At 71.7% G+C, this 20,094-nt stretch carries 19 protein-coding genes; 9 read left to right on the forward strand and 10 right to left on the reverse strand.

Annotated features, from left to right (window positions below):
• Positions 1–23: 23 nt before the first annotated feature.
• A complete protein-coding gene (locus tag D3A59_RS17230; protein ID WP_170162359.1) occupies positions 24–1,370 on the reverse strand; it encodes an alpha/beta fold hydrolase in 1,347 nt (448 codons plus the stop codon).
• Between the two features lie 334 nt (positions 1,371–1,704).
• On the opposite strand from D3A59_RS17230, the gene D3A59_RS17235 reads away from it, so the two are divergent.
• Entirely contained in the window at positions 1,705–2,703 is a 999-nt protein-coding gene (locus D3A59_RS17235) for an SDR family oxidoreductase (RefSeq protein WP_119156489.1), read from the forward strand.
• A 34-nt stretch (positions 2,704–2,737) separates the two neighbouring features.
• On the opposite strand, the gene D3A59_RS17240 is transcribed toward D3A59_RS17235, so the two are convergent.
• From D3A59_RS17240 to hutU, 6 genes are all read right to left on the reverse strand, one after another.
• Positions 2,738–3,511 (reverse strand): esterase/lipase family protein, encoded by a 774-nt coding sequence (locus D3A59_RS17240; protein ID WP_205665221.1) that lies wholly within the window; start codon positions 3,509–3,511, stop codon positions 2,738–2,740.
• Between the two features lie 345 nt (positions 3,512–3,856).
• On the reverse strand, positions 3,857–6,118 hold the full coding sequence (locus D3A59_RS17245; RefSeq protein ID WP_119156493.1) for a PAS domain S-box protein: 2,262 nt from the start codon (positions 6,116–6,118) through the stop codon (positions 3,857–3,859).
• 383 nt (positions 6,119–6,501) lie between these two features.
• Entirely contained in the window at positions 6,502–7,749 is a 1,248-nt protein-coding gene (gene hutI, locus D3A59_RS17250; RefSeq protein ID WP_119156495.1) for an imidazolonepropionase, read from the reverse strand.
• Positions 7,746–8,756, reverse strand: coding sequence for a formimidoylglutamase (hutG, locus tag D3A59_RS17255; protein WP_119156497.1), 1,011 nt, complete (start codon positions 8,754–8,756; stop codon positions 7,746–7,748). The genes hutI and hutG overlap by 4 nt, the downstream gene beginning before the upstream one ends.
• Complete coding sequence (gene hutH / locus D3A59_RS17260) at positions 8,735–10,327, reverse strand: histidine ammonia-lyase (protein ID WP_119156499.1); 1,593 nt, start codon at positions 10,325–10,327, stop codon at positions 8,735–8,737. Before hutH ends, hutG begins: the two co-directional genes overlap by 22 nt.
• A complete protein-coding gene (gene hutU, locus D3A59_RS17265; RefSeq protein WP_119156500.1) occupies positions 10,324–12,036 on the reverse strand; it encodes a urocanate hydratase in 1,713 nt (570 codons plus the stop codon). Before hutU ends, hutH begins: the two co-directional genes overlap by 4 nt.
• Before the next feature lie 235 nt (positions 12,037–12,271).
• On the opposite strand from hutU, the gene hutC reads away from it, so the two are divergent.
• The 4 genes from hutC to D3A59_RS17285 all read left to right on the forward strand — a co-directional run bounded on the left by hutC (position 12,272) and on the right by D3A59_RS17285 (position 14,923).
• Positions 12,272–12,985, forward strand: coding sequence for a histidine utilization repressor (gene hutC / locus D3A59_RS17270; RefSeq protein WP_119156502.1), 714 nt, complete (start codon positions 12,272–12,274; stop codon positions 12,983–12,985).
• 85 nt (positions 12,986–13,070) lie between these two features.
• Complete coding sequence (locus D3A59_RS17275) at positions 13,071–13,313, forward strand: hypothetical protein (RefSeq protein ID WP_119156504.1); 243 nt, start codon at positions 13,071–13,073, stop codon at positions 13,311–13,313.
• Positions 13,314–13,354: 41 nt separating this feature from the next.
• On the forward strand, positions 13,355–14,128 hold the full coding sequence (locus tag D3A59_RS17280; protein ID WP_119156505.1) for a DNA/RNA non-specific endonuclease: 774 nt from the start codon (positions 13,355–13,357) through the stop codon (positions 14,126–14,128).
• Between the two features lie 42 nt (positions 14,129–14,170).
• A complete protein-coding gene (locus tag D3A59_RS17285; protein WP_240636101.1) occupies positions 14,171–14,923 on the forward strand; it encodes a GNAT family N-acetyltransferase in 753 nt (250 codons plus the stop codon).
• A 78-nt stretch (positions 14,924–15,001) separates the two neighbouring features.
• Here D3A59_RS17285 and D3A59_RS17290 read toward each other — a convergent pair whose 3' ends face one another.
• Positions 15,002–15,742, reverse strand: a complete 741-nt coding sequence (locus tag D3A59_RS17290; RefSeq protein ID WP_119156507.1) for a S1 family peptidase — start codon at positions 15,740–15,742, stop codon at positions 15,002–15,004.
• Positions 15,743–15,919: 177 nt separating this feature from the next.
• Between D3A59_RS17290 and D3A59_RS17295 the strand changes: the two genes are divergently transcribed.
• A complete protein-coding gene (locus D3A59_RS17295; protein WP_119156509.1) occupies positions 15,920–16,159 on the forward strand; it encodes a hypothetical protein in 240 nt (79 codons plus the stop codon).
• Positions 16,160–16,264: 105 nt separating this feature from the next.
• Here D3A59_RS17295 and D3A59_RS17300 read toward each other — a convergent pair whose 3' ends face one another.
• Positions 16,265–16,501 carry a hypothetical protein gene (locus D3A59_RS17300; RefSeq protein WP_119156511.1) on the reverse strand — a complete coding sequence of 79 codons (237 nt, stop codon included), beginning with the start codon at positions 16,499–16,501 and terminating at the stop codon, positions 16,265–16,267.
• 257 nt (positions 16,502–16,758) lie between these two features.
• Here D3A59_RS17300 and D3A59_RS17305 point away from each other — a divergent pair, with 257 nt between their 5' ends.
• The 3 genes from D3A59_RS17305 (at position 16,759) to D3A59_RS17315 (ending at position 19,424) form a co-directional block, all read left to right on the forward strand.
• Positions 16,759–17,502, forward strand: coding sequence for a sporulation protein (locus D3A59_RS17305; RefSeq protein WP_119156513.1), 744 nt, complete (start codon positions 16,759–16,761; stop codon positions 17,500–17,502).
• Positions 17,503–17,868: 366 nt separating this feature from the next.
• Entirely contained in the window at positions 17,869–18,387 is a 519-nt protein-coding gene (locus D3A59_RS17310) for a hypothetical protein (protein ID WP_205665222.1), read from the forward strand.
• Between the two features lie 68 nt (positions 18,388–18,455).
• Entirely contained in the window at positions 18,456–19,424 is a 969-nt protein-coding gene (locus D3A59_RS17315) for an SDR family oxidoreductase (protein WP_157991575.1), read from the forward strand.
• 281 nt (positions 19,425–19,705) lie between these two features.
• Here D3A59_RS17315 and D3A59_RS17320 read toward each other — a convergent pair whose 3' ends face one another.
• Positions 19,706–20,080 carry a hypothetical protein gene (locus tag D3A59_RS17320; RefSeq protein ID WP_119156557.1) on the reverse strand — a complete coding sequence of 125 codons (375 nt, stop codon included), beginning with the start codon at positions 20,078–20,080 and terminating at the stop codon, positions 19,706–19,708.
• Positions 20,081–20,094 lie beyond the last annotated feature (14 nt).

Raw genomic sequence — 20,094 nt, forward strand, 5'->3', positions numbered from 1 at the left:
GGCGGAAAGCCTCGCGCCACGCGTCAGAGCGACACGCGCTGCTCGCCCCGCGGCCGCTGCGCGGATGCCTCCTGGGGCGCCAGCGCCGCAATGGGCTCGGCCGGCAGGCGGGGACGGGCCAGATCGATGCGGCGCGCGGGTCCGGTCGGCACCCGGGTGGCGAATGCCTCCAGCAACTTGGAGGCGGCGAGCGCGACGACGGCCCAGCGTCCGGCGGCCGGCTCGCCGCGCAGCCCCCGGCCCGCGGCCGCGAGCATCCGCATGCCGGTGAAGGCATCGATGTTGTGCCGCGCCGGCAAGGGGATCTTGCGCACCTTCCCGTGCTCGTGGTCCGTGAAGAGGCTGCATGCCAGGGCGAACAGGCCGGCCACGGTCAGCAGCCGGCGCGTGCGCGGACCGCTGGCCACCAGGTGCGGCGCGGCGAGCGCCACGGCCACGCCCAGGTAGCCGAGCGTGCCGTGGCTGCGGGTCGAGAGCGGCCGCCACGGGGCGAGGGGGTCGAACTGCGGATCGGGAACCGCGCCGGGGAGCAGCCCGGCGCCTGCCTCGGTGGCCGACGCCCGCGGGGACAGAAGGAAGTCGTGCATCAGCCGGGCGACGAGTTGCGGCGCGCCGTAGTGGGCGTTGTGCGCTACGCGGTCGATCACGACCAGTCCGGCGCGCGGCAGCAGCCGCGTGAACTCCTCGGCCCACTCCTGAGACAGCGTCTTGTCGTGCTGGCCGCGGATGACGAGCGCGGGTGCCTCGACCTGTGGCAGCCGCTGCTCGATCGGGTCGCCGACCGTGCGGCGCAGCTGCTGCACCATGCGCGGGATGCCGGCCGATGCGTAGTCGAGATGCATGATCGGGGTGAGCGAGGGCGGCTCGAAGGGCATGTTCGCCAGCACGCCCGAATACTGGCGCAGCGGCGTGCGGTAGCGCGGATCGGGAGCGGGGCCGATCAGCACCAGACGGTCCACCCGCTGCGGAAAGCGCACCGCCAGGTCGGTCACGACCTGGACGCCGACCGAGTTGCCGAGCAGCACGACCCGTCCCAGCCTGCAGGCGTCCATCCAGGCGAGCAGCTGGTCGGCCTGCTCGCGCACGTCGGGTCCGGCAGGCTGGGACGGGTCCGGCAGCGGCGGGGTGCGGCCGAAGCCGGGCAGGTCGGGCGCGAACACGATGTGACCGAGCGCGGCGAGGCGCCGCCCCAGCGGCACCATGTAGCGGCTCGACAGCGACAGGCCGTGCACCAGCACGACCGGGATGGTGGCCGCAGCGGCATGGCCTTCCTGCCAGCCGCGGGCATGCATGCGGATGCCGAGCGCGGGCACCTCGGTCCAGAGGCTGCGGGGCGCGTAGGCCGCGCCGAACTTTTCGAGGATTCCCATGTGGATCGGTCCCATGCCACGAGCCGCGGCAGGGGCCGCCGCGACGTCGCGGGTGACGAAGTTGAGGAGGGGTGAGGAAAGAGGAGATGAAGGCCGCAACCGGCAAGCGGGGTGCCCGGCGCGCGGCCTGCATGGCAAGGCCATCGGTCGGCGCCGCCCGTTGCGGGAGTGAGCCTTGCTGATCGCCGGACACACCTCGCGCACTGCTGCCGGCTTGCCCGCCGCTGCGCCGGGTTCCATCCGGTGGCGGGCAGGCCGCGCTCCGTTTCCGACGCGCGCTCAGCCCCCGCCGGCCTTGCAGATGCTGCACTGCAGCGGACAAAGGGAGTCATCGATGCAGGAGGGTTCTTTCAAAGGTCGGGTGGTCGTCGTCACCGGTGCGTCCAGCGGCATCGGCCGCGCGACCGCCCATGCCTTCGCGCGGCGCGGCGCGACGGTGGTGCTCGCTGCCCGGCGCGAGGAGATGCTGCGCGACGCGCAGCGGGAGTGCGCCGAGCTTGGCGGCACGGCGCTCGCTGTCCCGACGGACGTGACGCGCGAGCAGGAGGTGGAGCGGCTGGCCCGCGAGGCGATCGGCCGCTTCGGCCATATCGACATCTGGTTCAACAACGCCGGCGTCGGTGTGTTCGGGCGCTTCAAGGACATCCCGACCGAGGTCTGGGAGCAGGTCATGCGCACCAACGTCTTCGGCACGATGTACGGCGCCAAGGCCGCGATGCGCCATTTCCGCGAACGCGGGCGCGGCGTGCTGATCAACCATGCCTCGATCGTCGGCCGGCTGGCCAAGCCGGACTCCTCGGCCTATGCGACGAGCAAGTTCGCGATCCGCGGCCTGTCCGAGGCGCTGCGGCAGGAGGTGCTGGACCAGCCGGAGATCCACGTCTGCACCATCCTGCCGTCCGTCATCGACACGCCGTTCTACGAGCACGCGGCGAACTACAGCCACCACCGCGTGCGGGCCGCGCCGCCGGTCTACCCGCCGGAGAAGGTGGCCGAGACGGTCGTCGCGCTGGCGCGCCGGCCGCGGGCCGAGGTCGTCATCGGCGGCTTCGGCAAGGCGGCCGTCACGCTCAAGCGCCTGATGCCCTCGGCGATGACGCGGCTCAACGGCCGCCTGCTCAACTACGGCTTTCTGGCGCAGGAGCCGAGCCCCGAGACGAGCGGCGCGGTGTTCGAGCCGATGCGCGACGGCCGCACGGTGCACGGCGGCTGGCGCAAGGGGGGCAACAACGGCGGCGTGCCTTCCTTGCTGGCGCTGGCCCTGATCGGACTCCCGCTCGGCTGGATGGCGCTGCGCCGTGGCCGTGCTGCCGCCGGCCGCGGCAGCGCGTGAGAGGCCGCCGGGCCTGTTCCCCGAGGGACGCGGACTACGGGCGCCCCGGAGCCGGGAACAGGGGCCGGGCCCACGGGGGGCAGACGAAGCGCCGCCAGGCGCCCTCCGGCTGTGCGAGGCGGTCGGCGATCGCGAGGAGCGCGGCGGGGTGATGCCCCAGGCCGTGGTGGCTGGAGACGACCTCGATGTTCTCCGAGTGCGGCGTGTCCTCCTGCACACAGCAGCGCCAGTCGTTGATGCCGTCGACGCGGCTGAACACCGAGGTCGAGGGCACGGGCGGCGGCTCGCGCAACAGTCCGTGCCGCTGCAGGCTGCTCGCCTGGTGGCCGCTGAGCTGCTCGTAGAGGGGCCAGACGTTGCTCGCCTTCGGATCGCCCGTGAACGCGCTGCCGAGCGTGATCACGAAGCGCACCTCGTCCGGGCAGCGCTTGGCGAGCTCGCGCGCGAACATGCCGCCCATGCTCCAGCCGACCAGGCTCGGGCGGCGTCCGTGGCGCCGGCGCAGCTGCCACAGGTAGGGCAGCAGGTGCGCGTCGATCACTTCCCAGTTCCCGCGGTTGATGCCCGCCTCCCAGCCGTGCACCGCGTAGCCCCGGTCCTGCAGGAAGGCGCGCAGCGGCAGCAGGTGCCAGTCGGCCATCAGGAAGCCCGGCAGCAGCAGCACCGGGTGGCCGTCGCCGCGGGGCGCGAGGCGCAGGCCGGGCCAGCAGGCGAGGAAGACGCCCAGCTCCCACAGCGCCCGGCCCTCGCCTAGGAGCAATGGCCAGGGCGGCGGGCCGAAGGGGCGGTGACCGGGGCCCGGGTTCACTTCCCGGCCCGTGACGGGGGCAGCAGCTGGTGGGGCCGCGGCAGGTTCGTGCCGAACGGCATCTTCGTCCTCACGCTTCGCCGCCGCGTGCTCCGGACGCGGGGAGGACGCTTCGGGACGAGGGTGCATCGGAAGGTTCCTTCTCGTTTCGGCTTTCCCGGGGGCAGGCAAGCCGCACGACACGAGCGGGAGAAGGGCGCGCCCTGCCTGCAGCGATGATCGCCGTGCCGGGACAGCTTCGGATCAGCAGTCGCATCCGGTGGGCAAACGCGATGCCGCCGTGAAGGACTCCTGTCGAGCATCGCAGGACGGCAGCGCCCGCACGGGACGTCCCTTCCCGCGGCTTCAGTGCCTCGAGCCGCCTGCTGCCGAGGCTTCGAGCAGGGAGAGGAGCCTGCCGGTGTCCGCAGGCTTCAACAGGTGATGGTCGAAGCCGGCAGCCTTCGACTTTTCCAGATCCTCGGCTTGCCCGTAGCCGGTCAGGGCGATCAGCAGCGAATCCGCCAGCCCGGGAACCGAGCGCATGCACCGGGCCAGCTCGTAGCCGTCCATGTCCGGCAGGCCGATGTCGAGCAGGAGCACTTTCGGCCTCGACACCCTCGCGCGCTCCAGGGCATCGCGGGCGTCGTGCACGACCGTGACCTCGTGCCCCTGCGACTCGATCAGCACCGCCAGGGTCTGCGCCGCGTCCACGTTGTCGTCGACGACCATCACGCTCAGCTTCCGTCCGCCTTCCCGCTCGGCCGGCCGTTCCTTCGCCGCGCCTGCAATCGCCGGGATGTCGTGCAGGCGGGGGAGCCGGACGGAGAACTCGCTGCCCTTGCCCGGGCCGTCGCTCCTCGCGGTCACCGTGCCGCCGTGCAGTTCCACCAGGCTCTTCACCAGGGCGAGGCCGAGGCCCAGACCGCCCTGGGAGCGGTCCGGAGACCTCTTGGCCTGGGTGAAAAGATCGAAGACATGCGGCAGCACGTCGGGCGGGATGCCGATGCCGTTGTCCTGAACGCTGATGGTGGCGTGGTCGGCGTCGGCCGTGATCCCCAGCACGATCTCTCCGCCCTTGCGGGTGTACTTGGCGGCGTTGTTCAGGAGGTTGGCGAGCATCTGCACCAGCCGGGTCTTGTCGCCCCGGACTGCAAGCGGCTCTGCAGCGGGGTGAACCACAAGATGGTGTTGCTGCCCCTCGATCAGGGGACGCGACTGTTCAATCGCGTCCGCAAGGACACTGCCGAGGTCCACCGGCTCCGACTCGATCTCGATCAATCCCCGCGTGACCCGGGAAACATCCAGCAGGTCGTTGATCAGCTCGGTCATGTGTTCGACCTGACGGGCGATCACCTCGCTCGCCTTGCCGACCCGGGCCTCGTCGAGGCCCTTGAGTTTCAGGATCTGGGCCGCCGTGCCGATCGGCGCGAGGGGATTGCGCAGTTCGTGCGCCAGCATGGCGAGAAACTCGTCCTTGCGGCGATCCATCTCCCGCAAGGCCTGCTCCGTGCGGTATCGCTCCGCGATGTCCCGGATGATGGTGGAAATGTAGTTGGGCCGGCCGTCCCGGTCCTTGTGCGCGATGATGACCTGCGATGTCGGGATTTCCTTCCCGCTGGCCGAAATCAGCGCCGACTCTCCTTTCCAGGAGCCTTCCTTCAGGGCGTGCTCTATCCCCTTGCGCACGATCTCGTAGGCCCAGGGCGGGTACTTTTCCTTGATCGAAACCCCCGCCAGGCTCTTGTCCAGTGGCAGGCCGACCATCTCCCGGCCGGCCCGATTGATGTACAAGGCCTGTCCCGTCACGTTGGCAAAGCCGACGAAATCGGGGGTGGCTTCGAGCACCGCAGCCAGTTGCTCGGCCCGCTCGTGCGCGAGTTTGGCTTCGGTGATGTCGTCGAAGACCGCCATGATGGTGCCCTGGCTGGGCCCCGACTCGCGCAGCATCGACAATGAGATCTTCAGCCAGACGATTCTTCCGCTCTTGTGGAAGAATCTCTTTTCGTAGGCGACGGATTCCTCGGCTCCGGACTGCAGGGCTCTCAGGGGGGCGAGGGCGATTTCCCTGTCGTCGGGGTGGGAGAGGGTATCCGTTTGGACATCGGCCAACTCCGCCATGGAATAACCGAGGATGTCACCCGCCTTGGGGTTGGCTCGCAGTATTTTCCCGTCGGGCGTGAGGTGCGCGATACCGATCGGTGCCTTTTCGAATGTGAAGCGGTATTGCTCCTCGAGGGCTCTTCGCTCCGTGATATCCCGCAAGGCTGCGCTGAATATCCTGCGCCCGTCGATGTCGGCGACGTTTATCGCGAGTTCGACCGGGAAGATGCGCCCGTCCTTGTGCTGGGCATTGATCTCGATGCGCCGGCCTATCACGGCATGCTGGCCCGTTTCCAGATAGCGCCTCATGCCGGCATGGTGGGCCTGCCGGAGTCCGGGGGGAATGATCAATTCAGAAATCGATTGCCCGACCGCCTCTTCGCTCGACCAGCCGAACATCACCGTGGCCTGCCTCGTCCATGCAATGACGATGCTGTCCGAATCGATGAGCACGAATGCGTCGAGTGCGCTGTCGATTACTTTCTCGAGAATATCTCTGGATTGGCCGACCAAAGACTGCGACATTGTGGCCCAAATCGTTCAATTTTAGCATCCTAATGTAATCTGAAATTAAATTCCCTACCTGCAGCAAGGCACGGTCACGCAGCGGATTTGTTCGGAGGCGGCGGATATGTTCCGGCACCGAATTCCGGCTTCCGGGCAGATAAGGAGCGGCAACGTTTTCCAGCGAAGGAAAGGCGCCTGGGTGCCGATGGCATCCGCTGCAGGCCTGCTCGCTCGAGAAACCGGCGTCAGCCGAAAGAGGTGGGCGGGACGACGCCGGAATGAAATGCGACCGAAGGCGCACGAGCGACCGGGGCGAACCGGACTTCGTGCCTGCACGGACGGCCCTTGCCCTGGGGCAAGCGATGGACGTGCAGGCGAGGGGCAGTACCGGGCAAGGAGGTTCAGTCCGCGAGCCTCGGGGAGCGCGCCCGTCCGCCCACCACCACCTCGCTGCAGGGATTGAAGCCGAGCGTCGCGCACAGCTCCGCCGGCCGCTCGATGTCCCACAGCGCGAAGTCGGCCGCCTTGCCGACTTCCAGCGTGCCGATCTCGTGCGCGAGGCCGAGCGCCGCCGCGGCGTGGCGCGTCGCGCCGGCGAGCGCCTCGCGCGGCCTGAGCCGGAACAGCGTGCAGGCCAGGCTCAGCGCCGCGAGCAGCGAGGGCATCGGCGAGGTGCCGGGATTGCAGTCGCTCGCCACCGCCAGCGGCACGCCGGCGTCGCGCAGCGCCTCGATCGGCGGCAGGCGCGTTTCGCGCAGGAAGTGGAAGGCGCCGGGCAGCAGCACCGCGACGGTGCCCGCCTCGACCATCGCGGCGATGCCGGCCGGCGACAGCCACTCCAGATGGTCCGCCGACAGCCCGCGGTGCCGCGCGACGAGCGCCGCGCCGCCCTGGTCGGAGAGCTGCTCGGCATGCAGCTTGACCGGCAGGCCGAGGCGCGCGGCGGCATCGAACAGCCGTGCGGTCTGCGCCGGCGTGAAGCCGATGCGCTCGCAGAAGGCGTCCACCGCGTCCACCAGACCCTCCTGGGCCAGCGCCGGCAGCATGTGGTCGCACAGCAGCGCCACGTAGTCGTCGGCGCGGCCGGCGTACTCCGGCGGCAGCGCGTGCGCGCCGAGGAAGGTGGTGCGCACGCGCAGCGGCAGGCGTCGACCGAAGCCGCGCGCGACGCGCAGCATGCGCGCCTCGGTGTCCGGCTCCAGCCCGTAGCCCGACTTGATCTCGAGCGTCGTGACACCCTCGGCGAGCAGGTTCAGCACGCGCGGCAGGCTCGCGGCGTGGAGCGCCTCCTTGCCGGCGGCGCGCGTCGCGCGCACCGTGGACAGGATGCCGCCGCCGCGGCGGGCGATCTCCTCGTAGCTCGCGCCCTCCAGCCGCGCCTCGAACTCGTCGCTGCGGTTGCCGGCGTAAACGACATGCGTGTGGCAGTCGATCAGCCCCGGCGTCAGCCAGCGGCCGCGGCCCTCGTGCACCTCGGCGGCCTCGGCGCCAGCCGGCAGCGCCGTGCGCGGGCCGAGCCAGGCGATGCGCCCGTCGCGCACCGCAATTGCGCCGTCGCGGATCGTGCCGTAGCCGTCGGGCGCGTCGCCCGCCATCGTCGCGAGTTGCACGTCGAGCCACAGCGCATCCCAGCGCGGCGCATCGCTCATCGCCGTTCTCCGGAAAGGTCCTGCCAGTGCACGCTCGCGCCCTCGGCGACGCGGCCGAGCAGCCTTGCCGCGACGCGCGCGGTGCGGCCGTCGAGGTCGAGGTGCGGGTTCAGCTCGGCGATGTCGGCGAGCCGCAGCCTGCCCGACGCGGCGACACGGTCCAGCAGCGGCTCGATCACGTCGAGGCCGACGCCGCGGGCGGCCGGGGCGCTGACACCGGGCGCGAGTGCCGCGGGCAGCACGTCGAGGCAGATCGTCAGGTAGACATGCTCGACGCCGGCGACGAAGGCGTCGAGCACCGAGAGCGTCGCGTCGAGCGCGAGCGGCCCCATGTCCTCGTCGCGCCGCCAGGTGACGCCGAGGCGGCGCGCGCGCTCGAACAGCGCCTCGGTGTTGGCGAAGTCGCTCACGCCGAGGCAGCAGTAGCGGAAGGGCCAGCCGCGCGCCGCACAGTCCTCGGCGATCTGGCGGAAGGGCGTGCCGGAGCTCGGGCGCTCGCCGGCGCGCAGGTCGAAGTGCGCGTCGAGGTTGACGATGCCGATGTGCGGCGGCCTGTCGTGCCCCAGTGCGGCGGCAAGGTGCCGCGCGAGGCCCTGGAAGCTGCCGAAGGCGATCTCGTGGCCGCCGCCGAGCCCGAGCGGCAGCAGTCCGTGCGCGAGCAGGTCTTCCACGGCCTGCGCGTACTCCTGCTGCGCGTCCTCGAGGCCCGCGGTGCCGTCGGGGCCGGCCTCGCAGACCACGTCGCCGGCGTCGAAGATCGAGCGGCAGCGGCGCAGCGGCAGGTTCGCCAGCATCGCGCGCAGCGCCGCCGGGCCGTCGCGCGCGCCGGGCCGGCCCTGGTTGCGCGCGACGCCCGCGTCGCAGGCGAAGCCGAGCAGCGCGACGCCAGGGGAGGGCGGCTGCGTGGTATCGAGCGCCCGCACCTGCTGGTGCCAGCGCCGCCCGGCCTCTCCCTCGTCGGCGTCGACGCGGCCGCTCCAGCGGCTCAGCTCGGCGGCGCGTCGCACGGGTAGGGCTCCTCGCCCGAGGGGCCGCGCACGCGCCACATCGGGCCGAACAGCTCGCCGTAGAGCGCGCCCGCCGCGCCCTGGCGCACGAGCTGCGCGGCGATCTCGATGTCGGGCGCGAGCAGGCGGTCGCGGTCGTAGAAGGGCACCTGCGCGCGCAGCGCCGCGTGCAGGCGCTGCAGCCGCGGCGAGGTCGCGAGCGGCCGGTGGAAGTCCACGCCCTGCACAGCGGCGAGCCACTCGATGCCGACGATGGTCGCGGTGTTGACCGCCATCTCGTGCAGCCGGCGCGCGGCGAACGTCGCCATGCTGACGTGGTCCTCCTGGTTCGCGGAGGTCGGCAGGCTGTCCACGCTCGCCGGGTGAGCGAGCGACTTGTTCTCGGACGCGAGCGCCGCGGCGGTGACGTGCGCGATCATGAAGCCGGAGTTGAGCCCCGGCTCCTGCACCAGGAAGGGCGGCAGCCCGGAGAGCGTCGCGTCGATCAGCAGCGCGATGCGGCGCTCGGACAGCGCGCCGATCTCGGCGATCGCGAGCGCCAGCATGTCGGCGGCGAAGGCCACCGGCTCGGCGTGGAAGTTGCCGCCCGAGATCACCTCGTCGTGCGCCGGGAAGACCAGCGGGTTGTCGGTGACCGCGTTGGCCTCGATGCGCAGCGTGCCCGCGGCCTGCCGGATCAGGTCGCGGCAGGCGCCCATCACCTGCGGCTGGCAGCGCAGGCTGTAGGGGTCCTGCACGCGCTCGTCGGCGAGCAGGTGCGAGCGGCGGATCGGGCTGCCGGCGAGCAGCTCGCGGTAGACCGCGGCGAGCGCGATCTGCCCGGGCTGGCCGCGCACCGCGTGCACGCGCGCGTCGAACGGTGCGTCGCTGCCGCGCGCCGCGTCCACCGCGAGCGCGCCGACCGCGGCGGCGGCTTCCAGCAGCCGCTCGGCCATGAAGAGGCCGTGCAGCGCGAGCGCGGTCGAGACCTGCGTGCCGTTGATCAGCGCCAGGCCCTCCTTGGGCGCGAGCGCGAGCGGCGCGATGCCGGCCCGCGCCAGCGCCTCGGCGGCCGGCACGGTGCGGCCCTGCACGCGCACGCTGCCCTCGCCGAGCATCGCGAGCGTCATGTGCGCCAGCGGCGCGAGGTCGCCCGAGGCGCCCACCGAGCCCTTGGACGGGATCAGCGGCATCACGCCGGCGTCGAGCAGCGCGAGCAGCGTCTCGATCACCACCGGCCGCACGCCGGAGCAGCCGCGCGCGAGGCTCGCGACCTTCAGCGCGAGCACGAGCCGCACCACCGCGTCGTCGAGCGGCGCGCCGGTGCCGACCGCGTGCGAGCGGATCAGGTTGTACTGCAGCTGCTCGAGCTGCCCGTCGGCGATGTGGGTGCGCGCGAGCTTGCCGAAGCCGGTGTTGATGCCGTAGGCCGGCTCGCCGCGCGCGACGATGCGGCCGATCGTGCCGGCCGCCTCGGCGACCGGCCCCCAGGCCTCGTCGGCGAGCACGACGCGCCGCGGCGCGCTCCAGAGGCGGCGCAGCTCGGCGAGCGCGAGGCGCCCGGGCCGCAGCGTCAGCGTCTCGCCCGTCATGGCCGCACCATCGGCAGCTTCAGGCCGTGGCGCCGCGCCGCCTCGACCGCGGCCTCGTAGCCGGCGTCGGCATGCCGCATCACGCCCGAGCCGCAGTCGTTGACGAGCACGCGCGCCAGGCGCCGCGCCGCGTCCTCGCTGCCGTCGGCGACGATCACCATGCCGGCGTGCTGCGAGTAGCCCATGCCGACGCCGCCGCCGTGGTGCAGCGAGACCCAGGTCGCGCCGCCCGCGGTGTTCAGCAGCGCGTTGAGCATCGGCCAGTCGGAGACCGCGTCGCTGCCGTCGCGCATCGCCTCGGTCTCGCGGTTGGGGCTCGCCACCGAGCCGGTGTCGAGGTGGTCGCGGCCGATCACGATCGGCGCGCGCAGCTCTCCGGTGCGCACCATCTCGTTGAAGGCGAGGCCCGCCTTGTCGCGCTCGCCGAGCCCGAGCCAGCAGATGCGCGCGGGCAGCCCCTGGAAGGCGATGCGCTCGCCGGCCATGTCGAGCCAGCGGTGCACGTGCGCGTTGTCCGGGAAGAGCTCCTTGATGCGCGCGTCGGTGCGGCGGATGTCCTCGGGGTCGCCCGACAGCGCGACCCAGCGGAAAGGACCCTTGCCCTCGCAGAACAGCGGCCGAATGTAGGCCGGCACGAAGCCGGGGAAGTCGAAGGCGTTGCGCACGCCCGCGTCGAAGGCCACCTGCCGGAGGTTGTTGCCGTAGTCGAAGGTAGGCACGCCCATCGCCTGGAAGTCCAGCATCGCCTGCACGTGCCGCGCGCAGGAGCGCGCCGCCTCGGCGCGCAGGCGCTCGTGCTGCGCCGGGTCGGCCTGCGCCGCGAGCCACTCCCCGACGCTCCAGCCGGCCGGCAGGTAGCCGCGCAGCAGGTCGTGCGCCGAGGTCTGGTCGGTCAGCAGGTCGGGCTTCATCCCGCCGGCGCGCGCGCGCTCCACCAGCGCCGGCAGCACCTCGGCGGCGTTGCCGAGCAGGCCGATCGACACCGCCTCGCCGCGCTCGCAGTGCTGGCGCACCAGCGCGAGCGCCTCGTCCAGGTCGCGCGCCTGCCGGTCCAGGTAGCGGGTGCGCAGCCGGGCGTCGATGCTCGACTGGCGGCACTCGACGATCAGCGAGCTGGCGCCGGCGAAGCTCGCCGCCAGCGGCTGCGCGCCGCCCATGCCGCCGAGGCCGGCGCTGAGGATCCAGCGCCCGGCGAGGCTGCCGCCGCAGTGCTGCCGAGCCGCCTCGGCGAAGGTCTCGTAGGTGCCCTGCACGATGCCCTGGCTGCCGATGTAGATCCAGCTGCCCGCAGTCATCTGGCCGTACATCATCAGGCCCCGGCGGTCGAGCTCGTCGAAGTGCGCCCAGTCGGCCCACTTCGGCACGAGGTTGGAGTTCGCGAGCAGCACCCGCGGCGCGTCCGGGTGGGTGCGGAACACGCCGACCGGCTTGCCGGACTGGATCAGTAGCGACTCGTCGTCCTCCAGCTCGCACAGCGCGTCGAGGATCGCGTCGAAGCTGGCCCAGTCGCGCGCGGCGCGGCCGATGCCGCCGTAGACCACCAGCTGCGCCGGGTTCTCGGCCACCTCGGGGTCGAGGTTGTTCTGCAGCATGCGGAAGGCGGCCTCGGTGAGCCAGTTCCTGCAGTGCAGCTCGACGCCGCGCGGCGCGCGCACCACGCGGCCGCGGCCGTCGCGCGGGTCGGGGAGGGGAAGGCTGGCGTCGCTCATGACGTTCTCCCGGAGGCATGCGGCACCGGCCGGCGGCCCGTCCCGGCGCATGGACAGGGCCCGGCCCGCGACCGGATAATGCATATACAAGTGCAGTGGTTTTTCTGCGGATTTGTATAGACAAGTCCGGGCCACTATAGACCCCGGGCCCGTGCCTGCCAATCCGGCGGGCGTGCGGCAGGGCTCGGGACAAACCCGCGGCGCGGCGCCGCGGCCACGGGAGCAGGGACGGGCGATGGACCAGGCGCGTGAGGCGAGGCCGGCGGCCTACCGGCGCATCAAGGAGCACATCCTCGCGCGCATCCGCGCCGGCAACTGGAAGGAGGGCGACGCGATCCCCTCCGAGCAGGCGCTGGCGGCGGAGTTCGGCGTGTCGCGCATGACCGCGAACCGCGCGTTGCGCGAGCTGAGCGACGAGCAGGTGCTGGTGCGGGTGCAGGGCTCGGGCACCTTCGTCGCGCCGCCGAAGTCCGCCTCGACGCTGCTCGAGATCCGCAGCATCGCCGAGGAGATCGCCGCGCGCGGGCACCGGCACCGCGCCGAGCTGCAGCGGCTGGAGCGGGTCAGGGCCGGCGGCGCGCTGGCGGCGCAGTTCGGGCTTGCGGCGGGCGCGCCGCTGTTCCATTCGGTGGTCGTGCACTACGAGAACGAGCTGCCGATCCAGGTGGAGGACCGCCACGTCAACCCGGCGCTCGCGCCCGACTATCTAGGCCTCGACTTCGGCCGCACCACCGCGAACGAGCACCTGATGCGCGTCGCGCCGCTCGAGGGGGTGCACTTCCGCATCGAGGCGCGGCTGCCGCCGCCCGAGGTCGCCGCGATGCTGCACATCGACGCGCGCCAGCCCTGCCTCGTGCTGAGCCGCCGCACGCGCTCGCGCGGGCAGGTCGCGTCGGTGGCGACGCTGTGGCACCCGGCCGACCGCTACCAGTTCACCGGCGGGTTCTGAGCGAGGACACGCAGGCGTGCCGCCGACAGCCCGGCCCGTCCCGCATCTCACGACGGCTGCGAAGAAGAAGGAACGGAAAAGAGGAATGGGAAAGAAAGTCGTCAAGCCTTCGGGCACCGCCCGCGGCGGCCGGCAGCGGGGCGTCCTGATCGCCATCGTGCTGCTCGCGGCGTCCAACCTCGCGCTCGGCGCCTGGCTCTACCTGACGCAAGGCGAGCGACTGCCCCTCGGCGAGCAGCTCGCCGGCCTGTGGCGGGGAGTGGCGCCCCTGTTCGGCGGGGTGCGCGGATTCGCCGGCACGGCGATGGGCTGGGCGACCGGGAACTGAGGGAACGCGGGCGCGGAGCACTGCCTGTAAAGTCCGCGCCGATGAGATTCGTCCCGACCCTCCTGGCCGCCGCCTGCGGCCTGGCGCTGAGCGCCTGCGGCGGCAGCAGCAGTTCCTCCACCCCCGCGGCGACCGAGCAGCTCACCGGCTTCTCCGAGTGCCGCCAGTTCTTCCCCGGCGAGCTGCCGCGCCTGACCGCGCTGCGCGAGCGGATGCCGCGCGACCTCTGCTACGACGCGTTCGCGATCCTGCATTCGGGCCGCAGCAAGACGCCGGTGTTCGTGGTCGAGCGCCTGTCGCGCGAGCAGTTGCTCGACGCCGACGACGAGGTGCGCACCAACCGCTTCTTCGCCGACGCGCGGCTTCCGTCGGCCGAGCGCGCGCTGCTCGAGGACTACGCCGGCTCGGGCTACGACCGGGGCCACATGGCGCCGGCCGGCGACATGCCGACCGCGCAGGCGATGGCGCAGAGCTTCAGCCTGGCCAACATGGTGCCGCAGGCCCCGGCCAACAACCGCGGTTCCTGGGCGGGGATCGAGCGCGCGACGCGCGACTACGCGATGCGCGCAAGCGGTCCGGTCTACGTCTTCACCGGGCCGTTCCACGACACCCGCACGCCGAAGACGATCGGGCCGGGGCGGGTCTGGGTGCCGACGCACCTCTTCAAGCTTGTCTACGACCCGCAGAGCAACCGCGCCTGGGCGCACTGGATCGAGAACACGGACGAGGCGCGCGCCGGCACCCCGATCGGCTACGGCGAACTGGTGCAGCGCACCGGCATCGAGTTCCTGCCGGGGCTGCGTCCGCGCGACTGAGCCGGTGCCTGGAAAGTCCCGGAAATCCGGATCGGGACTTGCATGAGGACGGTCACCGAGGGAATTGCTGATTTTTTAGTGATGAACAAGCGGACGAACGAGTATGGCCAGCCGATTGGCGGCGCGATTCCTGACTGGCAGCCGAGGGCGCTGCCGCAGCGCATGCCGCTGAAAGGCGATTACTGCGTGCTGGAGCCGCTTGATCCCGCGCGCCACGGGGGGGACCTTTGGCGGGCCTATCAGGCCGCCACCGACGGGCGTCAGTGGACCTACATGCCGGTCGGCCCGTTCGCAGACGACACCCGGTTTCGAGCCCATCTGGAGCTTGCGGCCGGGAGTCCCGATCCCCTGCACTTCGCGGTGGTGGACAGGGCGACGCAGCGGGCGGTGGGCACCCTGGCACTGATGCGCATGGATCCGGCAAACGGCGTGATCGAGGTCGGGCACGTTGCGTTCTCGCCGGCGCTGCAACGCACCCGGGCAGCCACGGAAGCGCAGTACCTGCTCATGCGGCTCGTGTTCGACGAGCTGCACTACCGTCGTTATGAATGGAAATGCGACAGCCTGAACGCGCCTTCGCGTCAGGCGGCGCAGCGGCTCGGTTTCCAGTTCGAGGGCGTATTCCGGCAGGCCGTCGTGTACAAGCAGCGCTCGCGCGACACCGCGTGGTTTTCGGTGATCGACAGCGAGTGGTCCGTGCTGCGTGACGCCTTCGTGCGCTGGTTGGCGCCGGGCAACTTCGACGGCGAGCGTCAGAAGGCGTCGCTCGCGAGCTTGCGCAGCAGCGCCGGATGACTGGGCTGCTGCTGTGCGCGAGTACCGGGGTGGACGTCACGCTGATCTCGGCGCCGATGAAGCGCGCCTCTCCGCGATTCAGGGCGCGGTGAGCGTCATCAGCATGTCGGCGTACCAGGCGCAGTTCAGGCCCAGCGATTCGTCCTGCGCGAGGTCCCGGTTGGCCATGTCCAGCCGGGCGGAATGCACGCCGAGGAGCTTCCAGGGCAGGGGCTCGCCGCCGGCGGTCGCCGCCGCGTCGCGCATGACCACCGGCGCGCCGCTGGTGCCGCGGTGGGTGCGGCCGTCGGTGAGGAAGTAGCCCAGGCCCTGGAAGCGCATGCCGAAGGCGGATGCGATCACCGCTTGGCGCACCACCGGCAGATGGTGCAGCGTGTCGTGGAAGCCGAGCGGAAAGCCGACGATCAGCACCGAGCTGCCGACCTCGACCTCGTCCAGCGAGCGCTGCAGGTGCGAGGGAGTGAAGGCCTGCAGGACGCTGCTGTCGGGCAGGGCGGCGCGATCGAGCTCGAGCACCGCCACGTCGATGTCCCCGCCCGTGTCGCTGCCCTGCCGCCAGGTGCTCTTGCCGTCGCGATAGAGCAGCATTGAGAACCGGACCGACTGGCCGAGATCGCTTTCGCTGGTGTGGATCTCGATCTCGATGCGGTCCGGGAAATGCCCGTTCGGCTCGTCGACGAGGACATGGCGGCTGGTGACGAGAAAGAGCCGCCCGTCGCGCTCGAAGAAGAAGCCGCTCGCATTGGTCAGCGACCGCTGCTGCTCGAAGGTGGCGATGCGTGCCGCGGTCAGCAGCAGAGAGACACGAGGGGCGCTCATGAGTGATCCTTCAGATAGGGGGGGCGACGCCGCCCGTCGGCGGTGACGAGGCCGAGCCTGCGGCATTTCAGGGGCGGGGACAAGGCCCGCTCGCACTCGCTTGCCATTGCCTCGTACACATGAACACATGCGCGGCGAGGGCGGCTGGTATGGTGGGTCTTCAACAAGGAGCACTTCATGACATACCCGGCTCACGCGTCCCCCGCCCTCAGGCGCGAAGTCCTGCACGACGCGCTGCTGACTACGGTGGACCAGCTTAGGCGCCGTCGCGCCGCCGACATACCGGAAGGCTACATCGACGACTACGTGGCGCTGGACTGGCTCAAGTGGGACGGCGGCGCGCTGCGGCTGACGGCCACCGGCGAGAACGTCTGCGCGCAGGTCACGAAGAATCTGTGCCCCCAACTGCAGGGCTGAGCGTCCGCGGACTCGCGGGCCGCACCGCCGCCTGACCGCTTCCGCATCGCCGCAGGAGCGCGATCTCGCCGCAACCGGCGAGCGGCCGGGAGGCCGACGTGTGGCTCAGCTCCGTCCGGAACGCCGGCTGCGCGGCTGCAGCTTGTCCAGCTCGGCGAGTTGCTGCTTCAGCAGCATCATCAGCGAGCGTGCGTGCTCCACGGGCAGGCGCAGGCAGCTGGCGGGAAGCTGGTCGTCCCGCGCCGAGCGAGGCAGCACCAGCGCGTCGATGCCGATCTCGATCAGGCCCTTGTCGTGGTTCAGCGACTTCAGGCGTTGCACTTCGATGTCGTAGGTCTTCACAGGCATTCTCTTGCGTTGAGGTGAGGCCGTATTGTCCGGCGCCCGCACCGGCACGGGGCTCGCGCTCGACCACTGTCCTCGTTCCCGGACGGGTGCCCGGGGATCCACCCGCAAGCCCGGCGGCCTCGCCGCAGCGCGGCGCCGGTCGCCCGGGCCGTGGGCGAGTTGCCGGGGGGAGGGCAGCGCGCCTACCATTTCCGCGGGGCCGGCAGCGGGATGGCCGGCGCGGGCATCGATCGGCAACGGAGAAACGACGCATGTTCAGGAAGCTTCTGAGTTCGATGGGGATCGGCGCGGCGACCGTCGACCTGCAGTTGGAAAACGCCCTGGTTTCGCCCGGCGGGAGTTTCCGCGGGCAGGTGGTCGCGAGGGGCGGGAGCACGCCGCAGGCCGTCTCGGGCCTGACCATCGCGCTGCTGACCCGCGTCGAGGTGGAGACCGGCAACGGCGAGGTGGTCGGCAAGCAGGTGCTCGACAGCTGGAAGCTCCCGGCATCGTTCACGCTCCAGCCGCAGGAAACGAAGGTCGTCCCGGTGCATTGCGCGATCGGTGCCGAGACCCCGTTGACGGAGCTGTCCTGCCGCGACAACCGCACCCGCGTGTGGCTGCAGACCGGGCTCGAGATCGATCTTGGGCTCGACCCCGGCGACGAGGACTTCCTGCGCATCGTGCCGACCTCGGCGCAGGCGGCGTTCCTGTCGGCCATGGAGCTGGCGGGCTTCCAGATGATGCGGGCCGACGTGGAGAAGGGCTATCTCCAGGGCCGAGGTTTCCGCTCGCGCAGCGGCTGCTACCAGGAGCTCGAGTACCGGCCGGTCGGGGCGGGGCGCTGGAGCATCAACGAGGTCGAGGTCTCCTTCGTGCCGGAGACCGAGCGCACCCATGTGCTGCTGGAGATCGACCGCGCCTTCCGGCGCGACGGCTACCTGTCGCTGACGCTGGACCACCGGGCGCTCGACGCCCGAGCCATCGCTCGCGAGCTCGAACGGCTGATCCGCTGAGGAGCGCCGGCCGGGCAGGTGGCGCGCACGCACCGCCGCGCAATCGTCCGCAGCAGGTGCCGAATTTGCTCCCTGCCTCGCAGGCGCGGGCGCCGGCTGCATCGCGAAAGCGGCTGCACTCCGCAGGGGAGGGGTGATCTCACCGTCACGCGCCACTCGTCGAACAAGCCGCCGGCAGCCGGTCGGCCCAGGCAGGAGGAGGAGCCGTGCGCGAGCGGCGGCAGGCAGCGGCTGCGGGGAAGGACAGCCCCCGGCAGCCGCAGGTCCCCGCTCGCGCTCTGAGCCATGTGTTCCTGCGCTTCAGGGAGATCGACGATGCATCACCACCACCACAGGCACCTTCCGGACACGGGGGGCGGCAGCCTCATGGGTGACCTGGTCAAGGGCGCCCTCGCCGGCGCGGCCGCCGTCTGGGTCATGGACCGGGCCGACTGGTTCGCCTTCACGTACGAGGACCCCGAGGCGCGGCGCCGCACGGAGCAGGTGCGCCCGGGGGGGCTGGACCCCTCGCATGTCGCGGTGAACCGGGTCGCGGAGATGGCCGGCGTGCAGCTCTCGCCGCGCCAGCCCCATCCGGCCGGCATCGCGCTGCATTACGGGCTCGGCATCGGGCCGTCCGCCCTCTATGCCGCCGGGCTGCGCGACCGCATGGCGGGGCTCGGCATGGCCCGGGGGCCGCTGTTCGGGCTCGGGCTCTTCCTCGTGCAGGACGAGGGCCTCAATGCGCTCAGCGGCCTCTCGGCCCCGCCGGGCGAGTACCCGTGGCAGGCGCATGCCCGCGGGCTGCTCGCCCACCTCGTCCTGGGCACGGTCGTCGATCTCGCGCTGGGCGTGATGGGTGCCGGCCGCTCCTCCCGCCGTTCGCGACACGCGCGCGGCCACTGAACCCCCTGTTGCGGTCTGCGGCCGCGCCACGCATGGCCCCCGCAGGCCGACCCCGAGAAAGGGTCGACATGAAGGACCTCAACAACGCGGTGGTGGTCGTCACCGGGGCCTCGAGCGGCATCGGCCGCGCGACCGCGCATCTCTTCGCACGCCAGGGCGCGACCGTCGTGCTCGCGGCGCGGCGTGCCGGGCTGCTGCGGCAGGTCGAGCAGGAATGTGCCGCGCTCGGCGGCCGGGCACTGTGCGTGCCGACCGACACGAGCCAGGACGAGCAGGTCGAGGCCCTCGCGGCACGTGCCGTGGAGGCCTGCGGCCGCATCGACGTGTGGGTGAACAGCGCGGCGGTCCTGGCGCTGGGCCGCATCGAGGAGATTCCCGCGGCCGACCACGAGCGGCTCATCCGCATCAACCTCTTCGGCTACCTCTGCGGGACGCGGACTGCGGTGCGGCAGTTCCGCAGGCAGGGGCGTGGGATCCTCGTCAACAACGCCTCGGTGCTCGGCGCGATCGGCGCGCCCTACGCGAGCGTCTACTCCGCCACCAAGTGGGCGATCCGGGGGCTCACCGAGAGCGTGCGCGGCGAACTGCTCGACGAGCCCGGCATCCATGCCTGCACCGTGCTGCCCTCGACGACCGACACGCCGATCTTCCGGCACGCGGCGAACTACACCGGGCGAGAGGCCCGGGCGCCGGAGCCGGTCTATTCGGCCGAGCGGGTGGCGGAGGCGATCGTCGGCCTGGCGCGGCGCCCGCGCCGGGAAGTCGTCGTCGGCGGCTTCGGCAGGCTCGGCATGCTCGGGCACGCGGTGTTCCCCGCCCTCGCCGAGCGCGTGGCGGCGGCCTACCTCGAGAGCCGGCAGTTCGAGGACCGGCGTGCGGCGCCCGGCCACGGCAACCTCTTCGAGCCGGCACGGGAGGACGAGGGCGTCAGCGGCGGCTACCGGCCGCTGGTGTGGGACCGGGTGGAGCGTCCCGTCGCGGTCGCCGCGCTGCTGGCGCTGTCCCTGGCGCTGTACCGCCTGAGGCGGCGGAGATAGGGCGACACCGCGCCGCAGCGCTTGCTCGGGCGGGGAGGAGGTGCACGTCGAAGGCGGTCCTCGCGGGGCGGGCCCGGCGCGGATGCCGGGCCGCATGGCCGGTTCTGCGAGGGTTCCTGCACTGCCACGCCCCTGGCACGAGGTGCCTCTCGCTGGGCGGAGGGCCGTGTTCGGACTCGCTGCAGGCAGACGTCGTCGTCTCGTTCGCCCCGGCCCCCGGCACCGGCCGCCCGTCCCGCAAGGCGGGAAGGTGGCGCGGGCTTCGCGCCCTCGGGCTGTCCTTACTTCACGGTGAAGCGCACGGTGATGGTCTTCTGCTGCGGGGTGCTCAGGGCGACCACCGCCTTGGATCCCTTGGCGAGCTTGACGCCCCTGGCCTCAAGCCGGTTGTCGCCCGCCGGCTTCAACTCGGCCTCGGACTTCTCGGCGCCGTTGAGCACCGTCAGCCGGCCCTTCATGCCGGCGCTGTCCAGCGGCTTGCCGTGATCCTCGACGTAGATCGTCGCGCCGTCGGCCCCGCCGACCAGCTCGAACGACAGGTCGGCGGCGGTCTGGACCACGCCGCCGTGCCGCGGCTTGGCGTCGCCGTGGGCGTGCGCGGCGTTGAAGGACAGCGCGGCGGCACCGAGCAGGGCGATCGTGAACAGCTTCTTCATCATGGGGAGGTCTC

The sequence above is a fragment of the Caldimonas tepidiphila genome, from assembly GCF_003569765.1.
GTDB lineage: Bacteria > Pseudomonadota > Gammaproteobacteria > Burkholderiales > Burkholderiaceae_C > Caldimonas > Caldimonas tepidiphila.